Raw genomic sequence first — 23,879 nt, 5'->3', positions numbered from 1 at the left:
CCGTTGCCGTCCCTGCGGTCGCCCTGCGTCTCCGATCGTCCGTTTCCGCTCACCCACGGCCAGGCTTTGCGCCCGCGTCCGTACTATCAAGCGAGACCTTCCATGAAAGCATCGGACCTGTTCGTCAAATCGCTGGAAGCCGAAGGTGTCGAGTATGTGTTCGGCATCCCCGGTGAAGAAAATCTTGATCTGCTCGAATCGCTGCGCCGCTCCAGAATCCGCTTGATCCTCACGCGTCATGAACAGGCAGCGGGCTTCATGGCCGCGACCTACGGACGTCTCACGGGCCGCACCGGCGTGTGTCTCGCGACGCTTGGCCCGGGCGCGACCAACTTCGTGACGGCGGCGGCCTACGCGCAGCTGGGCGGCATGCCAATGCTGATGGTCACCGGCCAGAAGCCGATCAAGTCAAGCAAGCAGGGCCATTTCCAGATTGTCGATGTCGTGCGGATGATGGAGCCGCTCACCAAGTACACACGCCAGATCGTGTCCATCGCCAATATTCCGGCCGCGGTGCGCGAGGCCGTCAGGCAGGCCGAGGAAGAGCGCCCCGGCGCCACGCATCTCGAGTTGCCCGAAGACGTCGCGCACGAAGAGGGCGACGGCAAGCCGATTCCCAAGAGCTACAGCCGGCGTCCCGTCGCCGAGGAAAAAGCGGTCGCGCGAGCCGTTGAAGCAATCACGAAAGCGAAGCATCCGTTGCTGATGATCGGCGCGGGAGGCAACCGCAAGACCACGACTAAGATGCTGCGCGAGTTCGTCGACCAGATCGGCATTCCGTTCTTCACCACTCAGATGGGCAAGGGCGTGATCGACGAATCGCATCCGATGTGGCTCGGCAACGCCACCTTGTCCGACGGCGACTTCGTGCACCGCGCGATCGATCACGCCGACTGCATCATCAACGTCGGGCACGACGTGATCGAGAAGCCGCCGTTCTTCATGCGCAGCGGCGAGGCCGGCGAGAAAACGGTGATTCACGTCAACTTCCTCGGCGCGGAAGTCGATACCGTGTATTTCCCGCAGATCGAGGTGGTCGGCGACATCGCCAATGCGGTGTGGCAGTTGAAGGAGAGCCTGAAGGAGCGCCAGGAACACTGGGACTTCACGCGCTTCAAGGAGATCAAGGAGCACTTCGAGGCGCATCTGGTGAAAGGCCAGCACGACGACCGCTTTCCGATGTACCCGGTGCGTCTCGTCAACGACGTGTACGAGACCACGCCGGTGGACGGCATCGTGTGCCTGGACAACGGCATGTACAAGATCTGGTTCGCGCGCTACTACCGTGCGCACGAACCTAATTCGCTGCTGCTCGACAATGCGCTTGCTTCGATGGGCGCCGGCTTGCCGTCCGCGATCGCCACCAAGATCGTGCACCCGGACCGCAAGGTCATGGCCGTGTGCGGCGACGGCGGTTTCATGATGAATTCGCAGGAACTGGAAACGGCCGTGCGGCTGAAGCTCGATCTGGTGATCCTGATTGTGCGCGACGACGCGTTCGGCATGATTCGCTGGAAGCAGGAGAACATGAACTTCCCCGATTACGGCATGACGCTTGCGAATCCGGACTTCGTCGCGTACGCGCAGAGCTATGGCGCCAAGGGACATCGGATCGAAGCCGCGGCGGATTTTGCGCCGCTGCTGCGCGAATGTTTTGCCACGCCGGGCGTGCATGTGATCGACGTGCCCATCGACTATTCGGATAACGAGCGCGTGCTGAACCGCGAGATCAAGCGGCTCTCCGCGCAACTGTGAGCGGCGCGGGCTGCTTTGGCGCCGCGCTGTCGCTGTGACCTATCGGAAGGAGAATGCGTCATGTTGAACAAGACTTACCCGTACTACCTCGCGAACGAAGCAGTGGCGGCGAACACGGATCTCGAAGTCACCGACAAATTCAGCGACGAAGTTGCAACGCGTGTCGCAATGGCCGACGCGGCCGCAATCGACAAGGCAATCGGCTTCGCAGTCGACGCTATGCCCGCAATGCGTGCGTTCGCCCCGTTCAAGCGCCAGGCGGTGCTCGAGCATTGCGTGAAGCGCTTTCGTGAACGCTACGACGAACTGGCGCTCGCGCTGTGCATCGAGGCAGGCAAGCCGATCAACGACTCGAAGGGCGAGGTCACGCGCCTGATCGACACGTTTAAGGTAGCGGCCGAGGAAGCCGTGCGGATCGACGGCGAGATCGTCAACCTGCAGATTTCGCCGCGCGCCAACCGTTACCACGGCTATGTGAAGCGTGTGCCGATCGGTCCGTGTTCGTTTATCTCGCCGTTCAATTTCCCGCTGAACCTCACCGCGCACAAGGTCGCGCCCGCTATCGCCGCAGGCGTGCCGTTCGTGCTGAAGCCGGCGAGCCGCACGCCGGTCGGTGCGCTGATCATGGGCGAAATTCTCGCGGAAACCGACTTGCCGAAGGGCGCCTTTTCGATTCTTCCCGCGCATCGCGACGGCGCCGATCTCTTTACGACTGACGAACGCTTCAAGCTGCTGTCGTTCACGGGCTCGCCGGCGGTGGGCTGGGAACTGAAGAAAAAAGCAGGCAAGAAGAAAGTGATTCTGGAGCTGGGCGGCAACGCGGCAGCGATCGTGGACGGCGATCAGGGCGGCAAGCTCGACTATGTCGTCGACCGGCTCGCGTTCGGCGCGTTCTACCAGTCGGGGCAAAGCTGTATCGGCGTGCAGCGGATTCTGGTGCACGCAAGCATCTACGATGCGCTGCGCGAGAAGCTGATCGCCAAAACCAGGTCGCTCGTGATGGGCGACCCGAAGGACGAAAAGACCTTCGTCGGGCCGATGATTTCCGAATCGGAATCGAAGCGGCTCGCCGGCTGGATGGAGAGCGCAGTGCAGGCGGGCGCGAAGATCGTCGCGGGCGGCAAGGTGGACGGCGCGATGTTCGAGGCCACGCTGCTCGAAGGCGTTAAGCGCGACACCGACCTGTATCGCAAGGAAGCATTCGGGCCGGTCGCCATTCTCGAGCGTTTCGACGACTTCGGCGCCGCGCTCGCGACCGTCAACGACAGCGACTTCGGCCTGCAGGCGGGCGTGTTCACTGATTCGCTTGCGCATGCGCATCGCGCGTGGGACGAACTCGAAGTGGGCGGCGTGGTGATCAACGACGTGCCGTCGTTCCGCGTCGACAACATGCCGTACGGCGGCGTGAAGGACTCGGGGCTCGGGCGCGAGGGCGTGCGTTATGCGATCGAAGACATGACCGAACTGCGTCTGATGGTGATGCGCGAGACCTGGTGAGGCGCGAGATTTGTCGACGCGGCGTGTAGTGGCGGTTTGCGAAGTTTCACGGGCGGCGCGTAGCGGCAATGCACGCGATTTCCCAAGGCGGTGAAATGAACCGCGATAGCGGCGGGCGGCAAGGGGCTGCTCGGCGCAGCGTTCGCGTGGACGTGCGGCCACTACAGCAACGCCGCCTCGCAAAACCGCTTTTCCGCTCTGTCATGCAACTGTCGTTTCAACGCACTACGCTCGCCGAGCGAGGCGCCACGCGGGCGCGCCGAGACGCGGCGCCTGGCTTTCGCCGCGTAAGCAGAAAGCCAGCGCCTGCGCCATGAGTGTTTTTGCTGAAGTGCTACAATACCGGCCTTTCCGGCGGGTGTTTCCGCCGGCCGGAGCCGGCCGCATCCTTTCCCGCAACGACGGGTCCCGTGCGGAACGCCGTGGCTCCGCCTTCATCCTGATGCCTTCTGCGGTTCCGACCGCTGCCGCGCGCACGCGCCAAGCGCATTTTTAGCGAAAGCCACCATGTCCGACACAGCCGTCACCCCCAGCACTGCGACCTTTGATCAATTCGGTCTCGCACCCGACATCCTGAAAGCGGTCAAGGAATCGGGCTACACCACGCCCACGCCGATTCAGGAGCAGGCGATTCCTGTCGTGCTGGCAGGCCGCGACGTCATGGGCGCCGCGCAAACCGGCACCGGCAAGACCGCAAGCTTCTCGCTGCCGATCATCCAGCGCCTGTTGCCGCAGGCCAGCACGAGCGCTTCGCCTGCCCGCCATCCGGTGCGCGCGCTGATTCTCACGCCGACCCGCGAGCTGGCCGATCAGGTCGCCGCGAACGTTCAGTCGTATGCCAAGCACACGGCGCTGCGCAGCGCGGTGGTATTCGGCGGCGTGGACATGAACCCGCAGTCCGAGCAGTTGCGCCGCGGCGTCGAAATTCTGATCGCCACGCCGGGCCGCCTGCTCGACCACGTTCAACAGAAAACCGCCAACCTGGGCCAGGTGCAAATCCTCGTGCTCGACGAAGCGGACCGGATGCTCGACATGGGCTTCCTGCCGGACTTGCAGCGCATTCTGAATTTGCTGCCGAAAGAGCGTCAGACGCTGCTGTTTTCGGCCACGTTCTCGGGCGAAATCAAGAAGCTGGCTGCCACGTACCTGCGCAATCCGCAGACTATCGAAGTGGCGCGCAGCAACTCGACCGCGACCAACGTCACGCAGATCGTCTATGAAGTGGCTGAGGGCGACAAGACCGGCGCGGTGGTTCAGCTGATCCGCGAGCGTGGCCTGAAACAGGTAATCGTGTTCTGCAATAGCAAGATCGGCGCGAGCCGTCTCGCGCGCAGTCTGGAACGTGACGGCGTGGTGGCGACGGCGATTCACGGCGATCGCTCGCAAAACGAGCGTATGCAGGCGCTCGATGCGTTCAAGCGAGGCGAGATCGAGGCGCTGGTTGCCACCGACGTCGCCGCCCGCGGTCTGGATATCGCCGAACTGCCGGCGGTGATCAACTTCGATTTGCCGTTCAACGCGGAAGACTATGTGCACCGTATCGGCCGCACGGGCCGCGCGGGCGCTTCCGGCGACGCTTTGTCGCTGTGCAGCCCGAACGAGCGCAAGCAACTCGCGGATATCGAGAAGCTGATCAAGCGTCCGCTGGAAGTCCTGCGTCTGACCGTCGATACGCCCGTGCGCCATCATCACGAAGAACGCGCACCGCGGCGTGAGCGCAGCGAGGGCCGTGACGAGCGGGGCAGTCGCCGCCGCGCGGGCGCGCCGTCGGGTTCGTTCGACCGGCCGCATCATCATCGCGCGCAGCCTGTGGACGACTTCTTCCTGAAGCCTTATGAGCCTTCGCCTGCTTCGGTTCGCAAGGGCGAAGAGGCCGAGGCTGCCGGATCGGCGCCGCAGAAGTCGTCTTCGAAGCAGCCGCTTGCCGCGTTGCTAGGCGGCTTTGGCATGCCGCGCAAGTCGTCGTAAAGTCGCGGCCGGTTTCTAGGTTGGCGCTGTTGCGGCGCCCGGCGCGTGATTGAACCGGAGAAGATTGCTGTGCAGCGCTCATGTGAATGCCGGGCTCGGGCCTTGCATGCAGCGCCAGGTCATATCGCCAAGCGCATGCGCTCCGACCACGCCGCGGTCGCCGCGGTGTAGAAATCGTCCAGCGTCGTGTAGGCTTTGGCGCTTGCGTCACCATCCAGATCCAATCCCAGATGCCGCGCGGCAGCGCTCAGCGCTTCGAGCGGCTTATCGCAGTCGAGCGCGCTCGCTCCATTCTGTTTGCTGAGCTTTTCACCGTACTGGTTTGTCACCACAGGCACATGCAAGTAGCGTGGCGTTGGCAAGCCGAGGCATCGCTGTAAGTAAATCTGCCTTGCCGTCGAATCCATCAGATCTTCGCCCCGCACAATGTGCGTGATGTCCGCGTCGGCGTCGTCGACTACTACCGCCAGTTGATACGCCCACTGGTCGTCCGCTCGTCTCAACACGAAATCGCCGACCTCGGTGGCGAGATTCTGCGTCTGCTTGCCCTGCCAGCGATCTTCGAAGGCGATCACGGCCGCGTCGTCGTCCGGCACGCGCAGGCGCCACGCGCGCGCCGGCTTGCCGTGCAGTCCGTTGCGACAAGTGCCCGGATAGGCGAGCGTTGTGTTGCGCGTATGTGCGTGCAGCAGCGAGTCGGCGATTTCCTTGCGCGTGCAGCCGCACGGATAGACGAGGCCCGCCGCCTTCAACTGTTCGAAGGCCTGCTGATAATGCGCGATGCGCGTGCTTTGCCAGACGGGCGGCTCGTCGGCGCGCATCCCGAAGCGTTCGAGCGTGGCGAGGATGTCTTGCGCGGCACCCGGCACGGTGCGCGGTCCGTCGATATCTTCAATGCGAACGAGCCATGCGCCGTGATGCGCCCGGGCGTCGAGCCAGCTTGCGAGCGCGCTCACCAGCGAGCCGAAATGCAGCGGACCGGTAGGCGAGGGCGCGAAGCGACCGCGATAGTTCATAAATCGGGAAGCACCGCCGCTTAGGCAGCGCGAGCCGCCTTGCTGTCCGGATGGCAAGCTGGACACGTCTTGCCCGGCACGTACATAGGCGACTTTTGCGCTTCAGGCGTGACGACCGCGCGGCAGCCGAAGCATTGCGCGGTTGCGGTGGGCTCGAGTTGCGGATTTAGCGCAGTGCGGTAGTCGAACACGAAGCAGTCGCCGCGATAATGCGCGCCGCCCACTTCCTCGAAATACTTGAGGATGCCGCCTTCGAGCTGATACACGTGCTCGATACCCACTTCCTTCATGTGGATCGCGGCCTTCTCGCAGCGAATCCCGCCCGTGCAGAACGACACGACGGTCTTGCCTTCCAGGTCGGCGCGGTTCTGCTCGATGACTTCCGGAAACTCGCTGAATTTCGTAATGCGATAGTCGAGGGCGTTATCGAACGTGCCGACGTCCACTTCGAATGCGTTGCGCGTGTCGAGCATGACGACCGGGCGGCCCTCGTCGTCGTAGCCGCGGTCGAGCCAGGCTTTCAGCGTGGGCGCGTCGACGAACGGCGCGCGGCCCAACTCCGGACGAATGGCCGGCTTTTTCATCGTGATGATTTCGCGCTTGAGCTTCACCAGCATGCGCGTGAACGGCTGCTTCTCCGACAGGCTTTCCTTGAATTGCAGGCTCGCGAACTTGCCCTCGAAGAGCGGATCGTGACGGATGTAGTGGATGAACGCGTCGGTGTTCTCGCGCGAGCCCGCGACGAACAGGTTGATGCCTTCCGGAGCCAGCAGAATAGTGCCGCGCAGTTCGAGCGCGTTGCAGCGCTCCGTGACGTGCGGGCGCCATGCGGCGGTGTCTTCGATGGTCGCGAAATGGTACGCGGCGAGATTGACGATACTCATGAATGTCCAGCGGTAATAAGTGGCGGCGTCGTGCGTGACGGGCGCGGTGTGCTGCTGTCGGGTGGTCGCGTGCGGAGAAGCTGGGAGGCCCGAAGCCCGAAGCCCGAAGCCCGAAGCCCGAAGCCCGAAGCCCGGCGCCGCAGCCACGTCGAACGCGGCGAAACCCATATTATCCCTCAAGCCGGCGCTTTCCCCGACTCGGCCGAATAGCCAGTCAGTTGCGTTAGCGCAAATGGCCTGCGAACTTGCTCGCATCGTGTCCGTACAAGGCCATAGAAAGCTCGCAAAAGTCCTGAAAGCGCCAATGCACCGCGCTGCCGAGTCAGCGTCCTACGCCGGATGGCTAACGCGGGGTTTTGCGCTGAAATCTACGGGAGGGTGGAGTTACAATGTCGCCCATGTCAGATCCCCGCTTCGTTCATCTCCGCGTCCACTCCGAATTCTCGATTGCCGACGGCATCGTGCGTCTTGACGACGTCGTCAAGGCGGCTGCCCAGGACGGTCAGGGCGCGCTCGCCCTCACCGATCTCGGCAACGCGTTCGGCCTCGTCCGTTTCTATAAGGAAGCGCGCGGCAAAGGGGTCAAACCCATTGCCGGCTGCGACGTCTGGATCACCAATCCGGACGACCGCGACAAACCTTCGCGCCTGCTGCTGCTGGTGAAAGACCGGCGCGGCTATCTGAACCTGTGCGAGTTGCTGAGCAAGGCTTCCGTCACGAACCAGTATCGCGGTCGCGCGGAAGTCGAGGCTGGCTGGCTCGAATCCGGCCTGGGCGAGGGCTTGCTCGCATTGTCGGGGGCGCAGCACGGTGACGTCGGACTCGCGCTTGCCGCAGGCAATCAGGAAGCGGCAAAGCGCAACGCGCTGCATTGGGCAAAGGTCTTTCCGGGCGGCTTCTATATCGAGTTGCAGCGTTGCGGTCAGCCGGGCGGCGAGCAGTATGTCCAGCAGGCGGTCGCGCTCGCGGCTTCGTTGAAACTGCCGGTGGTCGCCACGCACCCCATGCAGTTCATGACGCCCGACGACTTTACCGCGCACGAAGCGCGTGTGTGCATTTCGGAAGGCGACATTCTCGCCAATCCGCGCCGTCAGAAGCGCTTCACGCCCGAGCAGTATTTCCGCTCGCAAGCGGAGATGGCCGCGCGCTTCGCGGATATTCCGTCGGCGCTCGCCAATACGGTCGAAATTGCCAAGCGCTGCAATCTCACGCTCGAACTGGGCAAGCCGAAGCTCCCGCTCTTTCCGACGCCCGACGGCATGTCGCTCGACGACTACCTCGTGCATCTGTCGAAAGAAGGGCTGGAAAAGCGTCTCGAACAGTTGTTCCCGGATGAAGCGGAGCGCGCCGCGCAGCGCGACACGTATTACCAGCGGCTCGAATTCGAGTGCGGCACGATCATCAAGATGGGCTTTCCGGGCTACTTCCTGATCGTCGCGGACTTCATCAACTGGGCGAAGAACAATGGTGTGCCCGTCGGCCCCGGCCGCGGCTCGGGCGCGGGCTCGCTCGTCGCCTATGCGCTCGGCGTGACCGACCTCGATCCGCTGCGCTACAACCTGCTGTTCGAGCGTTTCCTGAACCCGGAACGAGTATCGATGCCCGACTTCGACATCGACTTCTGCCAGCATGGCCGCGACCGCGTGATCCAGTACGTGAAGGAGAAATACGGCGCAGACGCTGTGTCGCAGATCGCGACGTTCGGCACGATGGCCGCGAAGGCGGCGGTGCGCGACATCGGCCGCGTGCTCGATCTCGGGTACATGTTCACAGACGGCATCGCAAAGCTGATTCCGTTCAAGCCGGGCAAGCACGTCACGATTGCCGACGCGATGAAGGAAGAGCCGCTCCTGCAGGAGCGCTTCGACAACGAAGACGAAGTGCATCAGCTGCTCGAACTCGCGCAACGCGTGGAAGGCCTCACGCGCAACGTCGGCATGCACGCGGGCGGCGTGCTGATCGCGCCCGGCAAGCTGACCGATTTCTGCCCGCTCTACACGCAGGGCGACGAAAGCGGCGTCGTGAGCCAGTACGACAAGGACGACGTCGAAGCTGTCGGCCTCGTGAAGTTCGACTTTCTGGGTCTCACCACGCTGACCATTCTGGATTGGGCCGAGCGTTATATCCGCCGTCTCGATCCGTCGAAAAAAGACTGGTCGCTCGGGCAAGTGCCGCTCGACGATCCGGCGTCGTTCTCGATCCTGAAGAAAGCGAATACGGTCGCCGTGTTCCAGCTGGAAAGCCGCGGCATGCAGGGCATGCTGAAAGACGCGCAGCCCGACCGCTTCGAGGACATCATCGCGCTCGTCGCGTTGTACCGTCCGGGCCCGATGGACCTGATCCCGAGCTTCTGCGCGCGTAAGCATGGCCGCGAAGTGGTCGAATATCCCGACCCGCGCGTCGAACCTGTTCTGAAAGAGACCTACGGCATCATGGTCTACCAGGAGCAGGTGATGCAGATGGCGCAGATCATCGGTGGCTACTCGCTCGGCGGCGCTGACTTGCTGCGTCGCGCGATGGGTAAGAAGAAGGCCGAGGAAATGGCCCAGCATCGCGAGCTGTTCCGCCAGGGCGCCGCGAAGAACGGGCTGACCGGTGAGAAGGCCGACGAAATCTTCGACTTGATGGAGAAGTTCGCGGGTTACGGCTTCAACAAGTCGCACGCGGCTGCGTATGCGCTCCTCGCGTATTACACCGCGTGGCTGAAAGCGCACCACCCGGCGGAATTCATGGCGGCGAATATGTCGCTCGCCATGGACGACACGGACAAGGTCAAGATCCTGTTCGAAGACTGTCTCGCCAACAAGATGACCGTGCTGCCGCCGGACATCAATCTGTCGGCGTATCGTTTCGAGCCGGTCGCGGAGGCGGACGGCAAGCGCTCCAGGACCATCCGCTATGGCCTCGGTGCGATCAAGGGCAGCGGCCAGAATGCGATCGAAGAAATCCTGCGCGCGCGCGAAGACGGTCCGTTTATCGACATCTTCGATTTCTGCAACCGGATCGACCGTCGCGTCGTCAATCGCCGCACGGTCGAAGCGCTGATTCGTGCGGGCGCGTTCGACACCTTGCATCAGAACCGCGCGCAACTTATCGCGTCGGTTTCGCTTGCCATGGAAGCCGCCGAGCAGGCGAGCGCGAATGCGCTGCAAGCCGGCCTCTTCGACATGGGCGACGCGCCGTCGCAAGGCCACGAACTGGTGGACGAACCGGAGTGGCCCGAAAAGAAAAAGTTGCAGGAAGAGAAGGCCGCGCTCGGCTTCTACCTGTCGGGCCATCTGTTCGACGCGTACAAGAACGAAGTGCGCCGCTTCGTGCGCCAGAAAATCGGCGAGCTGAAAGAAGGGCGCGACAAGCTGGTCGCCGGCATCATCGCGTCGCTGCGCACGCAGATGACCCAGCGCGGCAAGATGTTGATCGCGCTTCTCGACGACGGCACCGGTCAATGCGAAGTGACGGTCTTCAACGAGACGTTCGAAGCGAACAAGCAACTGTTCAAGGAAGACGAGTTGCTCGTCGTGCAGGGCCAGGCGCGCAACGACGCGTTCACGGGCGGCATCCGCTTCACGGTCGACACGGTCATGGATCTGGGCCGCGCGCGTTGCCGCTATGCCGAGGCCGTGAAAGTGCAGATGAACGGCAACGCGGACGCGTTGGCGTTGCGGCGTGTTCTCGAGGCGCATAGCGCGGGTAAAGACGAGCCGCAGGCAGTGCCGGCGCCGCCGGCTTCATCGCGCGGCGGCAATGGCGGTGGACGGAACGGAGGCGGCGGATTTGGTGGCGGCTACGGCGGCGACAATGGGCGGCAGCGTCAGCCCGTCCAGATCCCGAACGGGCTCGCCGTTCAGGTGGTGTACCGCAGCGAGAATGCAGAGGGCGAAATGCGTCTGGGCGACGCCTGGCGCGTGAAGCCGACCGACGAACTGCTCGCAGACCTGCGCGGCCAGTTTGCCGGCAGCGCGATCGAGATTGTCTATTGATGCGGGCGCCGCTGCGGGCGCCGTCGCGGGTGCCGCCGCGAACGCTACCGTGAGCGCTGCTCTTCTCCGAGCCTCGCGAGTTTGAGGAACCGGTAGTACACCGTTTCGGCATTGAACACGGCGATCATAAAACCGGCGCGGCCGTCCAGAAAACCGCGGCGCAACAGGTAGGTTCGCACGAACGCCCAGGCGCCGCGGCCAAGCGCCTTACCGAAGCTGCCGCGTTGACCCGCCGCGTGACGCTGCAGCGCGCCGGCGGTCGAGTATGCGTCGAGCTTGCGTAATACGCCCTCGAAGTTTTCGTACGAGTAGTGCATCAGCTTGCCGGTCAGGCGTTGGGCCGGTGTATCGAACACCAGACGTTCGTGAACGAGATCGTCGGAAAAACGCGCGGCGCCGCGTTTGAAAAGACGTGGAATCCAGTCCGGATACCAGCCGCTGTGGTGGATCCAGTGCCCGCAAAAACTCGACAGACGGTCTATTGCATAAACGTCGGCGGTCGGTGCCGCGAGCGCTGCGCGGATCGCGGCCGCGAGTTCCGGCGAAACGATTTCGTCGGCGTCGAGCGAGAAAATCCATGTGGTGGTGAGCGCGTCCACCGCGCGGTTCTTTTGCGGGCCGAACCCTGGCCAGTCGGTTTGTTCGATCACCTGGGCGCCGTGTGTCCGCGCGATTTCAGCAGTGCCGTCGGTGCTGCCGCCGTCGATCACGACGATCTGGTCGGCAAAGGCCACGGACTGCAGGCATTCGGCCAGCCGCGCCGCCGCGTTTTTGGTGATGATGGCGACGCCGAGGGTGGTTTCTTGCATACCTGAATTGCCTGATCGCGGAATGGGCTGGAGGCGGAATGACCGAACAGATTGCGCAAAAGAGCGCGATGGAGTGCAGCGGGTCGCGGAAGTATACACAGCCTGTCCGATCCTTCGCTAACCGGCGATCTTCGCGCCAAAACGTCAGCCGGCCGTCAACTCCAACCGTTTACAATGCTCCTTTTCGATCTTCGCGCGGCGGGCGGCCGGTTGCCAGCGCGAATCTCGTACCGCATTCCCAGAGGATTCCTTGAGCGCGAAGCCAACGTTAAGCAAACCCATCGGTGCAGGTGAGGCGTCGTCGCCTGCCGTCGTTTTCCGCCGCCTGTGGCCGTTCATCAAGCCGCTCTTGTGGGTGATCATCGGGGCGATCGTCGCAATGGCCGTGAGCGCGGGCACCGACGCGGCCATCCCCGCGTTGCTCAAACCGCTGCTGGACAAAGGCTTTGGCGCGCATGCGAGCGACAACGCGAAATGGTTCGTACCGGCCGCCGTGATCGGCCTCGCGCTGATCCGCGGTGTGTCGCAATATGCGTCCGGCTACCTGCTCGCGTACGTATCCAACAAGATCCTGCTCGAACTGCGCCTGAGAATGTTCGACCGCATGATTCATACGAGCGTCGCGTTTTTTCAGCGCGAAACCGCGAGCACGGTGATCAACGCGATCGTCTTCGAGGTCAACCAGATTCTCAACGTGCTGTTGGGCGTGATGGTGACGCTGGTGCGCGACTCGCTCACTGTGATCTTCCTGCTCGGCTATCTGTTTTATCTGAACTGGCGTCTGACGCTGATCGTGGCGGTACTGCTGCCGGGCATCGGCTGGTTGGTCGGCAAGATCAACCGCCGGCTGCGGCGTCTGAACCGCGAGCATCAGCTTCTCACCAACGAGCTGTCGTATATCGTCGAGGAGACGGTAGGCGGCTACAAGGTCGTCAAGGTACATAACGGCGAAAAGTACGAAATGGACCGCTTTGCGTCCATGAGCAAGCGCCTGCGCGGCTATGCAATGCGCATGACCGTGTCGGGAGGGCTTGCTCAACCGTTGACGCAGTTCCTGGCGTCGATCGCGCTCGCCGTCGTGATTACGATCGCGGTGGTGCAGTCGTCGTCGGATCAGACCACGGTTGGCGGCTTTGTCGCATTCGTCACGTCGATGCTGCTGATCATCTCGCCGCTCAAGCATCTGATGGACGTGAACCAGCCGCTACAGCGCGGCATGACGGCGGCCGAACTGATCTTCGGTCTGATCGACGAGCCGGCAGAGCCTGCGGGCGGCGGCAAACCGCTCGAACGCGCGCGCGGCGAAGTAGAGTTCCGCAACGTCTCGTTCATGTACAGCACCAACGCCACGCATAACCGCCACACACTCGACCATGTGTCGTTCAAGGTTGCGCCCGGCGAAATGGTGGCGCTTGCGGGCCCGTCGGGCAGCGGCAAGACTACATTGGTGAATCTGCTGCCGCGCTTTTTCGATCCGACCGGCGGCGAGATTCTGGTCGACGGAGTTCCGATTGGCGACTACGACCTGCACGCGCTGCGCAGCCAGATCGCGATGGTGAGCCAGGACGTCGTGCTCTTCAACGACACGGTGGCCAACAACGTCGCCTACGGCCAGAGCGCCGATCGCGACAAGGTCAACGCGGCGCTGCGCGCGGCCAACTTGTGGGACACGGTCGAGGCCATGCCCAACGGCATAGACACGCTCGTGGGCGACAACGGCATGATGCTGTCCGGCGGCCAGCGGCAACGTCTCGCCATCGCGCGTGCCATCTACAAAGACGCGCCCATCCTGATTCTCGACGAAGCAACCTCGGCGCTGGATTCGGAGTCCGAGCGCCACGTGCAGGCCGCGCTCGAAACACTGATGAAGGGCCGCACGACGCTCGTCATCGCGCACCGTCTGTCGACCATCGAGCGCGCTAACCGGATTCTGGTGTTGGAGGCGGGGCGAATCGCCGAAAGCGGCAGCCACCGCGAGTTGCTCGCGCAAAACGGGCTGTATGCGCATCTGCATCGCATCCAGTTTCAGCAGAGCGCGGCGTAGCGCGCACGACCTTGGCCCTCGGCTGTCTGTCTTCCACCATTCGGGTCTACAACCAGGCGGTCCGTCTTGCCGGACCGCGCCCGCCTTCTCCGATAACGTTTGTCGAGGCGCTCGCGCGCGCTGTCTGAATGATGAAACTTGGACTTTCCAGCAACGCATTGCAGCACAGCGGCGGCCTAGAACGCTATGCGATGGACCTCGTGCGAGGCTTCGCGGCACGCGGCGTCGAGCTTGCATTCTTTGCGCGCCGTTTCGATACCTCTCTGCAGGAAAGCGGCATGGTCGAACGCCACCGCATCAACGTGTCGTTCCTGCCAGGAAAACTGCGCGACCGCTGGTTTTCGTGGCGGCTACGCTCGGCGCGCCGCGCGGCGCATGTCGACGTACTGATTGGTTGCAACCGCGTTGACTCGTCCGACGTTGCCATCTGCGGCGGTACGCATCTTGGTTTTCTTCAGGCCACGGGGCGCGCGCCGAAGCGCTCGGACGGTTGGCAAATCGAACTCGAGCGGCGTCAATACGCGCGCTCCAAAGTCGTCGTCGCGCATTCACAACTCATGCACGACGAGTTGCGCGGACTGTACGGTGTCGACGAAGCAAAAATCCGTGTGTTGTATCCCCCCGTCGACGGAACACGTTTCAAGCCGACCGATGCCGTCACTCGCGCCGCCCTGCGGCGCAAATATGGCTTCGCCGACGACGAGATCGTTCTGCTGTTTCCATCCAGCAGTCACGAGCGCAAGGGCTTGCCGCTCATCGAAGCGGCGTTGCAGGACACGCCGCTGCCGATCGTGGTGGCCGTGGCGGGGCGCCCGCCCGCGCGCACGTCGGGGCGGTTGCGCTACATCGGCTACGTCAAGGAACTCGCGGAGTGTTATCAGGCCGCGGATTTCACTATCCTCGCATCGACGTACGAGCCCTTCGGCCTCGTCGGCATCGAATCGGTGATGTGCGGCACGCCGGTCATTTTCCCGTCGAACATTGGTTGCTGCGATGCCATCGCCTCACACGCAAAGTTCGTCTTCAAGCCCGCCGACCTCGCCGACCTGCGAGCAACGCTGGCGCGAGCGGCCGCGGCGCAGGGCGAACGCGCGCGCCTCGCGCCGCCGGAACTCGCCGACGCCGCAGCGGTGCGCTATGACCCGAGCGTGTCCGCTCACGTCGATGCGCTGCTGAGCCTGGCGAAGCAGATCGCACCCGCCTCCTAAGCCTCGCCACCCTCTGTGGGACGGCGTGCCCGGGCCGCCAGGCACGGTCTCGCGTCGTTTCGCGCGAGGGGCACATGTTATAATTTTGCGATATCGACGCTTGGATTTAACGCTTGAATTCAGCTTGACCTCGATTCAAGCCGAACACCCCCTTCACTTCACCGGGCTTCCATGCTCGCGAGGACGGGCGGCGGGCGAGCAGCGCCGTCGCCGGGGCGCGCCTACCCCTCACGACGGGGCCGTAGCCGCCGCACTGGACTGTCGAAAAGAATACGCTGGAGATTGTGCATGGCGAACGCGACCTCGCGCCGGGTATCGGCGTACAGCAAGATCGCGGCGGAAACAAACGCGCCGATGAGCCTATGAGTCGGCTTGCCGGGCGTCTTCATATCTTCAGGTCGGCTATTCCGCGACTGCTCGTCAAGCCTTTGCGCCGCGAGCCGCAGAGCACGCGCCGTATCCTGATTGCGCATCATCTTTTGCTCGGCGATACGCTGCTGCTTACGCCGCTGCTCGCCAAGTTACGTACGCAATATCCGCAAGCGGACATTCTTCTGGCCTGCCCGAAAGCCATAGTGCCGCTATATGCCGGGCGGCCTTTCGGCGTTAGCGCGTTGCCGTTCGATCCGCGCGATCCAGAGTCCGTGCGGAACATTCTGCTTTCCGGACCTTACGACCTTGGCCTCGTGCTCGGCGATAACCGCTATAGCTGGCTCGCGCTCGCGGCCGGCTGCCGGTGGATCGTCGGACACTCCGGCGACAAGCCCGCCTGGAAGAACTGGCCACTCGACCGGAGCGTGCCATACCCCGATGCGCCCGAGGCCTGGGCCGACCTCGCCGCGCAACTGATCGAAGGGCCGCCTCCGCGCGCTTACCGGCCCGCCGACTGGCCGGCGCCGCCGCATCTCGCGTTGCCCGAGCAGGCGCAGTTCACAAAACGTTATGTGGTGCTTCATCCGGGCGCGAGTGCGAGCGTCAAGCGCTGGCCGAATGCGCGCTGGCTCGAACTGGCGCAGCGAGTCGAAGCGCTCGGCTATCTGCCGGTGTGGACCGGCGGTCCAGGTGAAGGCGATCTGATCCGCGAGATCGACCCGCAAGCGCGTCATCCAAATCTGGCGGCTCGGCTCGGTCTCGGTGAGTTGTGGCATCTGTTTGCTGGCGCACAGGCCGTGGTTTGTCCCGACACCGGCGTCGCACATCTTGGGCGCCTGATCGGGGTGCCTACGCTTGCGCTCTTCGGGCCGGGCAACGCGCAGATTCATGGCGCCGGACGCTACTGGCGCGAGGTCCCGTTCGTGCCGCTCACCATTGCCGACATGCCGTGCCGCGATCAGCCTTTTATCTTCCGCCGCAAGGTAGCATGGGTGCGGCGCTGCGATCGCAACGAGACGACCTGCGTGGCATGGCGCGGCGACCACACCGAGTGCATGGGCCAACTCACGGTCGAGTCGGTATTCAACGTTTTGCAAAATATCCTGGTGAAAGTGTAATGACTCACACGGCTGCGCGAGTGGAGCGCCTGTTTTGGGTTGCCTGTCCGGTCTTGCTGTTCGTGGTGATGTTCGGCCACATGACGGCGATCGTCTTCAACGCGCTCGTGTTGCTTGCGCTTGGCGTGGCGGCGGCTGCCTTTTCGGCGAACCGTCCGCCGCTGCCGCGTTGGCCGCTGCTGCTGCCGGTCGCCGGATGGGTGGGGTGGAGCCTCGCTTCGGTGGCCTGGTCTCCGTATCCGATGGTCAGTCTGCACGCGTGGTGCGACGAGGTGCTCTATCCGCTGGTGTCGTTCTGGGGCTTCTGGCTGTTCGGCAGCCAACTGCGGCGACCCGAGCCCGTGGTCGCCGTCAACTGGCTGGCGTGCCTTGCGCTCGCCGCGATCAGCGCGCTCAACTGGGGGCATCTGCAACCGCCTACGGCCAACACCTTCCCGCTGCACTTTTATAACCGCGTCGGTCATACCAGCACGCTTGCGGTATTTTCGATGGCGCTCTTCGCGGGCTTCCTGCTGCGTCCGCGCTGGCGCGTGGTCGGCGCGAGCGGCATTGTGCTGTGCCTCTTTATCGGGCTCGCGACGCTCAACCGTTTTTTCTGGCCGGCCGCCGCCGTAACGCTTATCGTCGCGCTATTTCCGCTGTATCGGCGCCGCCCCATGCTCGCGGTGCTGGCCATTGCCGTGGTGGGTGCAGCCGGCGTCGGCACGCTCGAACTCAGTTCCCGTTTGCGCACGAGCGGTGCCGCGCCCGAGGTCACGCAGGCGCGCGACGTCGTGATCGACGGTCATCAGGTCTACGTGCCGGGCTCGCTGTCGGCCATCGGCGATACGGTATCGGCCGATACGCGCCCGAAGTTGTGGGCGTTCTATGTCGGCGAGGCCAAGCATCACGCCTGGGCCGGCATAGGTATCGGCAAGCCACTGCCGGGCATGGTCTATCGCAATGCAATGCCGCCCGCTTTGCTGGCGGCCGAACCGCAAGCGCTGACGCATGCGCACAACCTGTTCATCAACACGTGGCTGCAGACCGGCTTCATTGGCGTCGTGCTGCAGACGGCGCTGTTGCTGAGCCTGGTTGCGCGTTTCTGGCGGTATCAGCGGGTGGAACCGTGGTTATGCGCCGCAGGCGTGGCGCTGGTGGCCGGCATGATCGCGAAGAACATGACCGATGATTTCATGTGGCAGACGACCATGCTGGCGTTCTGGTCGTTCGCGGGCCTATTGCTGGGTTACGCGGAGCACGGCAGAGCTTCGACCGGATCGTCGCAACAGGCCGAGCACACCTTGTCCACGGCCGGGCGGGCGGAGCCGCTGCGCGAATCGCAGACCGTCAAGCTGGGTGAGAAAGGGCGGTGATGAGCGAGACATTGCAGGCCGCAGAAACCCACCGCGCGCCGCTGCGCATTCTGTTTCATATCAACGACTTCGGTAAGGGCGGCACCGAGACGGCGCTGCTGTCGTGGCTCAAAACACTGGACCGCCGCCTGTTCGCGCCAAGCCTCTCGGTGGCCTATCCGACCGACGACCTGGCCTTCTGGCGCGCGCATTCCATTCCCGACGACGTCGATGTCCATGTGCTTGCTTCATCGAAATGGATGGTCGCGCTGCATCAGGAAGCGCGCCGGCGCAAACTGGGCCTCGGCGCGAAGCTGTTGCACAAGGCGCTGACCTACGGCGCGATCCGGCCGCTAGCGGCGCGGCGCATGCGGCGCCTCGCGAGCCAGCACGACCTGGTTTGCGACTTCGATTTCTCGCTGCGTCATCTGGCAGGCAGCTGCGGCGTGCCGTGGATTGGCGTGAGCCACTTCAGCCTCGCCGCACGGCTTGGCAACAAGAGCGAGCGTTACGTTGCCCGCCGTGTCAGGCATTTTTCACGTTACTCCGCAGTGGCCGTGCTGACGCCAGCCATGCTGCGCGAAGCGCGCGACCTTTTCGCGACAAGCCGTGTGGACGTTATCGAGTTGCCGAACGTGATCGACGTCGAGGCGTTGCGGCGCGCGGCGTCCGAGCGGATTGAACGTCCGGCGGACTCGTTCATTGTGTCGGTGGCGCGTCTGGACGAAGGTCAGAAGGACCATAAGACGCTGCTGCGAGCCTACGCGCGGTTACGCGAGCGTGGGCGCTGCAACGCGGCGCTGGTGCTGATCGGCGAGGGCCGGGACCGAGGCGAGCTGGAGCAGCTCGCGCATGAATTGGGGATCGCCTCGTCCGTGCATTTCCTGGGGTTTTGTGCGAACCCTTCGCCCTATATCAGGCAGGCGGAACTGCTAGTGCTGAGCAGCCGCTACGAGGGGTTCGGCATGGTCCTCGGCGAGGCCATGGCGCTCGGCACGCCGGTTCTATCGACCGATTGCCCGACGGGACCCCGCGATCTGCTGGAGGGCGGCAAAGCCGGCCTGTTAGTGCCGCCGGGCGATGTCGACGCGATGGCGCTGGCCATGGAACGTCTTCTCACCGAGACCGAACTGCGCCGTAGCCTCGTGCAAGCAGCACTGCAAAAGGTCGCCAGTTTTGCGCCCGCGAGCGCGAACCAGCGGATGCTCGAAGTGGCCTCGAGGCTGTTGAGCGAGAAGGGGGCGACGCCTCGGTGAGCCGGAACTTTGACTGCGTGGCGGTTGCGTAGATCTCTAAACGCTGGTCCCCTTGTGTGCCGAATTCATGGTGCGGGCAGAGGGTGCGACATGCGCGCGTTCCCGCCGCGTGCCGCCGCGTGCCGCGTGTGTGCCGCCGACGCCGGCGCCGCTCGCCGTCGAGATCACTGGCATGTCGGGCGACGTGCCATATAGAGATAGAATGGTGCGCTTTGCCCGTACTCGACTCTGCCCATGTGGTTCAAAAACCTTCAGCTTCACCGCCTTCCCGCGCCGTGGTCCATCACCCCCGAACAGATGCAGAAGTGGCTCGCGCCGCATGCTTTCGCGCCCGGCAATAGTGTCGAGATGCAAAGCCACGGCTGGGCGTCTCCTCGCGACAATGATTCGCTTGTGTATGCGCTCAATGGGCAATTGCTGCTCACGTTTCGCACCGAAAAGAAACTGCTGCCGGCTTCGGTCGTCACGCAAGTCACGAAGGCGCGCGCCGCCGAACTGGAAGAGCAGCAGGGCTTCAAGCCCGGCCGCAAACAGATGCGCGAACTCAAGGAGCAGGTCACCGACGAACTATTGCCGCGCGCTTTCAGTATTCGCCGCGATACGCGCGTGTGGATCGATTGCCGCAACGGCTGGCTCGTCATCGATGCAGCGTCGCAAGCGGTAGCCGACGAAGTGCGCGGGCTGCTGGTGAAGTCGATCGATCAGTTGCCGCTCGGTACCGTGCGCGTCACACAATCGCCGGTTGCGGCCATGACGGATTGGCTGCTGTCGGGCGAGGGGCCCGCTGGTTTCACGCTCGATCAGGACACCGAGTTGCGCTCGCCGGCGGAAGGCAACGCGACGGTGCGTTACGTGGGACATACTTTGGACGCCGAAGATATGCGCCGTCATATCGAGGCCGGCAAGCAATGCATGCGGCTTGCGATGACGTGGAACGATCGGGTGTCGTTCGTACTGACGCCTTCGCTGACGATCAAGCGCATTGCGCCGCTCGACGTGCTGAAAGAAGCGAGCGACCCGACCGCGCAGAACGACGACGAGCGCTTCGACTCGGACTTCACGCTGATGACTGCGGAGCTCGATCGCATGCTGGGCGACTTGCTCGACGCGTTGGGCGGAGAGCAGGTTGATGCGGTGCTGCAGGCCGCGGCGGCTTGAGGGTGTTAGGTAGAGTTGCCCACCGGTAATGCAGACCGGCGTCCTTACATGGTTTCTAACTCTCAGCCTCCGTTGACATACACCTGTTGACGCATAGCTATTCGGCCCGCCTCGCGCGGGCTATTTTTTTCTGCCGTTCATACGCAAATGCCTCGTGGCGATAGTTATGGCCAACGGTGGCGACGCGGCATCGCAATCTGAATTTTCCGCATGCTTTTTCGGTAAATCCGGTAGGCGTCCGGCGCTGGTCTGATACCCGGATGAACTTGGCCTGCTCATAATCAGGGGTCAGGAATCCAGCAACGGACGGCTATGGCGATGAGCGACGCACACCACGGGAGCCCGAATGACGGGGCAACGGCGGGGCACGTGCCCGGGCAGATCTGTCGCAGCGTGCATTCTCATCCCGCCGATTGCTGCACCGTTGAAGCGCCCCGTCTGCGTGAACGCGCCGTCCGTTCCTTGCATCTGAGCACGGGCGACGAAGCCTGATGAGTCGCGCACCTGTCGACCCGGCCGCGCCCGACGTGGTGCTTTCTCCAGAAAGCGTTGAACAACTGCGGGCTGAACCCTGGCGCTATGGATTTATCTCCCTGCTGCGTCGCATCGGTGCTGATCCCCGCATCGATCCCATCGGCACTGCACGGCGCCCGCAGGCAGAACCCTTCCGTCTCGGTCAGGCACCAAGCCTTGCATTCGCGCCGCGCGAGATTGCCGACGTGTGCACGGTCAACGGGCGTCTGAAAATCCGGCTTCTGGGTCTGGGCATGCTCGGGCCAAACGGGCCGCTGCCCGTTCACGTCACCGAGATTGCGCGGGAGCGCGAGCAGAACCGGCACGACCCGACGCTGGTTGATTTCCTCGATATCTTTCATCACCGCTATCTGACGCTGCTGTATCGGGCGTGGGCGTCGGGCCAGGCTGCCGCAGGGCTCGACCGGCCGGACAATGAAGCGTTTTCGTTCTACGTCGCAAGCCTCACGGGCTACGATGTCGACGAAATTGCTCATCAGCCGTTTCCTGCGCATGCGCGTCTGGCGGCATCCGCGCACCTGGTGCGTGAAGGCCGCAATCCGGAGGACTTGCGCGCGACGCTCGAACACTACTTCGGCGTACCCGTCGCGATTGAGGAATACGTCTTTCACTGGATGGAAACCGCGCCGGCCAGCCACAGTTACCTTGGTGCGCCCGTGGAGTCGTCAACCCTGGCGATGGGCGCGATGCTCGGCGAGCAGGTGCCGGATCGCCAGCACAAGTTCCGCATTATCCTGGGACCGCTCGATATGGACGCCTACCTGCGCTTCACACCGCAGGGTGTGGACCTGCCGAAGCTGGTCGAGTGCGTGACGGAATTCACCGGACGGGGTTCCCGCTGGGAACTGGAGTTACGCATCAAGCCACAGGGCGCACCGCCTGCGGTACTGGGTGGGCCGCAGCGACTGGGATGGTCGGGGTGGCTCGGGCATGCGCCCACCAATGCGCCGATTACCGGCATGCGCTTTGAACCGGATTACTACGCGACGCGATTCACGAAGCGCGACAGTCCATACAGGCAACGCCGCGATACCGGCAAGGGCCACCTGCTGTCGTACTACAACGAAGAGCTACTGTATCTGCGGGAACTCGCCGCTGAATTCGGGCAGGCGCATCCGAAAATCGCGCGGCGTCTGGGCATGCAGGCGGGCGAGATCGGCGATGTCTACGTTCAGCGGCTGATCGAGGCATTCAGCTTCATGGCTGCGCGCATGCGCCTGAAGCTGGATGCCGCGTTCCCTGACTTCACCCGACCGCTGCTGCAATGCCTCTATCCAAACTACCTGGCGCCCACGCCATCGATGAGCGTGGCACGGCTTTACCCGGATCACGCGAAGGGCGAACTTGCCGGCGGAGTCTGTCTTGCTCGTGGCAGCCTGTTTGCGTCCGACGTGCCCGGTGGAGGCGGCTCGCCATGCCAGTTCCGCAGCACACAGGACGTCACACTGTATCCACTGGAAATCGTTAGCGCCCGGCTGACCGGCATTCCGCCCGATATCCCCGCGCTCGACCGTTACGTGCGTCCCGACCGGAAAGTGCGCGGCGCATTGCGCCTGCGATTGCGAACCACCGGCAGCATCACCGTTGGCCAGCTGCGCGGGCTTGATCGCCTGCCGGTCTATCTCGCGGGCGACGTGCAGACCGCGTCGCAACTGTTCGAACTCCTGCATACAGCGGGCATTGCATCCGTGCTCGCGACACCGGGTAGTTTCGCGACTGTTCACGAGCCCCTGCACGCTGTCAGACGTGATGCCGTCGTGCATGAAGGACTCGGCACGGACCAGGCGATGCTGCCGCTTGTCTGGCCGAAGTTTCACGGCCACAACCTGCTGCATGAATATGCGGTCTGCCCCGAACGCTTCCTGTTCTTCGCACTGACCGGGCTCGAGGCGGGCCTGCGCCGGATCAGAGGTCAGGAGGTTGAGATCGTCGTGCTGCTCGACCGCCCCGCAGGCGACCTGTGCAATCGGGTCGAGGCGTCTCACTTTGCGCTCTTCTGCACCCCTGTCATCAACCTGTTTCCGGTCAAGGTAGATCGGCTCAGGCTGCCTGACGATCACACACCGGCGCCGCTGCTTTTTGATCCACTCGCGCCCGAAGATTACGAGGTGTTTTCAGTCTCGGCGTTGTCCGGATTTGTCGACAGGAAATCTTCGGGACTTCAGTTCCATCCGCTGTACGAGCCGCTCGCGAACAACGAAACAAACACTGCTGAACGGTACTTCGTGGCAACCCGCGAGCCGGCGCAAGGCGGCGACCTGACGCGCCGCTACCAGACGCGCGCCGCCTACGCGCCGGGCGAGATGCTGATGTCGCTGGTCGACGCACACGGTGCGCCTGCTCATGACGACATGCGGTACATCAGCGCGCAGGTGTGGGTCACCAATCGTGATTTGCCCAGTCTTCTGCACGTGAACGGCGTGGACGATCTCACCCCGGTCGTCAGCGCGCCAGTCAGCAGCGTTGGACTGATCCGCGCGCCGACCGCGCCGAAAGCACCACTTGCGCAAGGCGCCACAGCCTGGCGGCTGGTCCGTCAGCTCAACTTCAATTATCTGCCGCTGGAGGACACCAGCGGCCAGAGGCTGCGCGAACTGCTCCTGCTGTACGCAACCGGCGACAACCCTCGCTTCGTGCAGCAGGTGCAAGGCATCGCGGGCGTCGAGATGCTCACGGTCACACGCAGGCTGCCCGACGCAGATGGACCCGTTTTCGGCTGCGGCACCGGCTGCACGCTCACGGTCGATGAAGCGGGCCTCGCCGGTGAGAGTCCGTATCTGCTCGGGCTGATCCTTGAGCACTATCTCGCACGGCACGTCTCGATGCATACCTTCGTGGAGACCTCCATGCGCTCGACACAGCGCGGCCCCGTCGCACAGTGGCCGCCGCGCATGGGCACGCGTAGCGCGGCCTGAATGGCCGGCCATTGCATCAATCGATTCTGGA

General features: G+C 63.6%; 14 protein-coding genes and 1 pseudogene. 12 read left to right on the top strand and 3 right to left on the bottom strand.

Features of this window, described 5'->3' with window-relative positions; genetic code table 11:
• Window positions 1–102: 102 nt before the first annotated feature.
• From JMY24_RS23780 to JMY24_RS23770, 3 genes are all read left to right on the top strand, one after another.
• Window positions 103–1,755 (top strand): acetolactate synthase large subunit, encoded by a 1,653-nt coding sequence (locus JMY24_RS23780; protein WP_128589736.1) that lies wholly within the window; start codon window positions 103–105, stop codon window positions 1,753–1,755.
• 60 nt (window positions 1,756–1,815) lie between these two features.
• Window positions 1,816–3,252 carry an aldehyde dehydrogenase family protein gene (locus JMY24_RS23775; protein ID WP_128594679.1) on the top strand — a complete coding sequence of 479 codons (1,437 nt, stop codon included), beginning with the start codon at window positions 1,816–1,818 and terminating at the stop codon, window positions 3,250–3,252.
• Window positions 3,253–3,759: 507 nt separating this feature from the next.
• On the top strand, window positions 3,760–5,220 hold the full coding sequence (locus JMY24_RS23770; protein WP_201703025.1) for a DEAD/DEAH box helicase: 1,461 nt from the start codon (window positions 3,760–3,762) through the stop codon (window positions 5,218–5,220).
• A 119-nt stretch (window positions 5,221–5,339) separates the two neighbouring features.
• Here the strand turns inward: JMY24_RS23770 and gluQRS are convergent, their stop codons facing one another.
• Together gluQRS and JMY24_RS23760 are read right to left on the bottom strand one after the other, a co-directional pair.
• Window positions 5,340–6,236: a tRNA glutamyl-Q(34) synthetase GluQRS gene (gluQRS, locus tag JMY24_RS23765; protein WP_128594680.1), complete on the bottom strand. Its 897-nt coding sequence runs from the start codon at window positions 6,234–6,236 to the stop codon at window positions 5,340–5,342.
• A gap of 20 nt (window positions 6,237–6,256) precedes the next feature.
• Window positions 6,257–7,120, bottom strand: a complete 864-nt coding sequence (locus JMY24_RS23760) for a sulfurtransferase (RefSeq protein ID WP_128594683.1) — start codon at window positions 7,118–7,120, stop codon at window positions 6,257–6,259.
• 389 nt (window positions 7,121–7,509) lie between these two features.
• Between JMY24_RS23760 and dnaE the strand changes: the two genes are divergently transcribed.
• Window positions 7,510–11,100 (top strand): DNA polymerase III subunit alpha, encoded by a 3,591-nt coding sequence (gene dnaE / locus JMY24_RS23755; protein ID WP_201703024.1) that lies wholly within the window; start codon window positions 7,510–7,512, stop codon window positions 11,098–11,100.
• Window positions 11,101–11,144: 44 nt separating this feature from the next.
• Here the strand turns inward: dnaE and JMY24_RS23750 are convergent, their stop codons facing one another.
• Entirely contained in the window at window positions 11,145–11,909 is a 765-nt protein-coding gene (locus tag JMY24_RS23750; protein ID WP_128594681.1) for a glycosyltransferase family 2 protein, read from the bottom strand.
• A 250-nt stretch (window positions 11,910–12,159) separates the two neighbouring features.
• On the opposite strand from JMY24_RS23750, the gene msbA reads away from it, so the two are divergent.
• The 8 genes and pseudogenes from msbA (at window position 12,160) to tssF (ending at window position 23,848) form a co-directional block, all read left to right on the top strand.
• Window positions 12,160–13,953: a lipid A export permease/ATP-binding protein MsbA gene (gene msbA, locus JMY24_RS23745; protein WP_128594682.1), complete on the top strand. Its 1,794-nt coding sequence runs from the start codon at window positions 12,160–12,162 to the stop codon at window positions 13,951–13,953.
• 131 nt (window positions 13,954–14,084) lie between these two features.
• The gene (locus tag JMY24_RS23740; protein WP_201703068.1) at window positions 14,085–15,161 is read left to right on the top strand and encodes a glycosyltransferase family 4 protein; all 1,077 of its coding nucleotides are present in this window, start codon (window positions 14,085–14,087) and stop codon (window positions 15,159–15,161) included.
• A gap of 362 nt (window positions 15,162–15,523) precedes the next feature.
• Window positions 15,524–16,651 (top strand): glycosyltransferase family 9 protein, encoded by a 1,128-nt coding sequence (locus JMY24_RS23735; RefSeq protein ID WP_201703023.1) that lies wholly within the window; start codon window positions 15,524–15,526, stop codon window positions 16,649–16,651.
• Window positions 16,651–18,006 (top strand): O-antigen ligase family protein, encoded by a 1,356-nt coding sequence (locus tag JMY24_RS23730; RefSeq protein ID WP_201703022.1) that lies wholly within the window; start codon window positions 16,651–16,653, stop codon window positions 18,004–18,006. The genes JMY24_RS23735 and JMY24_RS23730 overlap by 1 nt, the downstream gene beginning before the upstream one ends.
• A complete protein-coding gene (locus JMY24_RS23725) occupies window positions 18,006–19,241 on the top strand; it encodes a glycosyltransferase (protein ID WP_128594684.1) in 1,236 nt (411 codons plus the stop codon). Before JMY24_RS23730 ends, JMY24_RS23725 begins: the two co-directional genes overlap by 1 nt.
• A 234-nt stretch (window positions 19,242–19,475) precedes the next feature.
• Window positions 19,476–20,399, top strand: coding sequence for a recombination-associated protein RdgC (locus JMY24_RS23720; RefSeq protein ID WP_128594685.1), 924 nt, complete (start codon window positions 19,476–19,478; stop codon window positions 20,397–20,399).
• A 491-nt stretch (window positions 20,400–20,890) separates the two neighbouring features.
• A pseudogene (gene tssG / locus JMY24_RS23715) lies at window positions 20,891–21,934 on the top strand (type VI secretion system baseplate subunit TssG); the annotation flags it as partial.
• Window positions 21,935–21,979: 45 nt separating this feature from the next.
• Window positions 21,980–23,848: a type VI secretion system baseplate subunit TssF gene (gene tssF / locus JMY24_RS23710; protein WP_236597493.1), complete on the top strand. Its 1,869-nt coding sequence runs from the start codon at window positions 21,980–21,982 to the stop codon at window positions 23,846–23,848.
• Window positions 23,849–23,879: the final 31 nt, after the last annotated feature.

The organism is Paraburkholderia kirstenboschensis, from assembly GCF_904848585.1.
Classification (GTDB): Bacteria; Pseudomonadota; Gammaproteobacteria; order Burkholderiales; family Burkholderiaceae; genus Paraburkholderia; species Paraburkholderia kirstenboschensis.
The sequence above is the reverse complement of the archived record's forward strand: the minus strand, read 5'-3'. Positions and strand labels throughout refer to the sequence as shown.

Excerpts from the sequence above, each read along its gene's own strand:
- JMY24_RS23780 (WP_128589736.1), top strand. The coding sequence starts at position 103 with ATGAAAGCATCGGACCTGTTCGTCAAATCGCTGGAAGCCGAAGGTGTC.
- JMY24_RS23775 (WP_128594679.1), top strand. The coding sequence starts at position 1,816 with ATGTTGAACAAGACTTACCCGTACTACCTCGCGAACGAAGCAGTGGCG.
- JMY24_RS23770 (WP_201703025.1), top strand. The coding sequence starts at position 3,760 with ATGTCCGACACAGCCGTCACCCCCAGCACTGCGACCTTTGATCAATTC.
- gluQRS (WP_128594680.1), bottom strand. The coding sequence starts at position 6,236 with ATGAACTATCGCGGTCGCTTCGCGCCCTCGCCTACCGGTCCGCTGCAT.
- JMY24_RS23760 (WP_128594683.1), bottom strand. The coding sequence starts at position 7,120 with ATGAGTATCGTCAATCTCGCCGCGTACCATTTCGCGACCATCGAAGAC.
- dnaE (WP_201703024.1), top strand. The coding sequence starts at position 7,510 with ATGTCGCCCATGTCAGATCCCCGCTTCGTTCATCTCCGCGTCCACTCC.
- JMY24_RS23750 (WP_128594681.1), bottom strand. The coding sequence starts at position 11,909 with ATGCAAGAAACCACCCTCGGCGTCGCCATCATCACCAAAAACGCGGCG.
- JMY24_RS23740 (WP_201703068.1), top strand. The coding sequence starts at position 14,085 with ATGAAACTTGGACTTTCCAGCAACGCATTGCAGCACAGCGGCGGCCTA.
- JMY24_RS23735 (WP_201703023.1), top strand. The coding sequence starts at position 15,524 with ATGAGTCGGCTTGCCGGGCGTCTTCATATCTTCAGGTCGGCTATTCCG.
- JMY24_RS23730 (WP_201703022.1), top strand. The coding sequence starts at position 16,651 with ATGACTCACACGGCTGCGCGAGTGGAGCGCCTGTTTTGGGTTGCCTGT.
- JMY24_RS23725 (WP_128594684.1), top strand. The coding sequence starts at position 18,006 with ATGAGCGAGACATTGCAGGCCGCAGAAACCCACCGCGCGCCGCTGCGC.
- JMY24_RS23720 (WP_128594685.1), top strand. The coding sequence starts at position 19,476 with ATGTGGTTCAAAAACCTTCAGCTTCACCGCCTTCCCGCGCCGTGGTCC.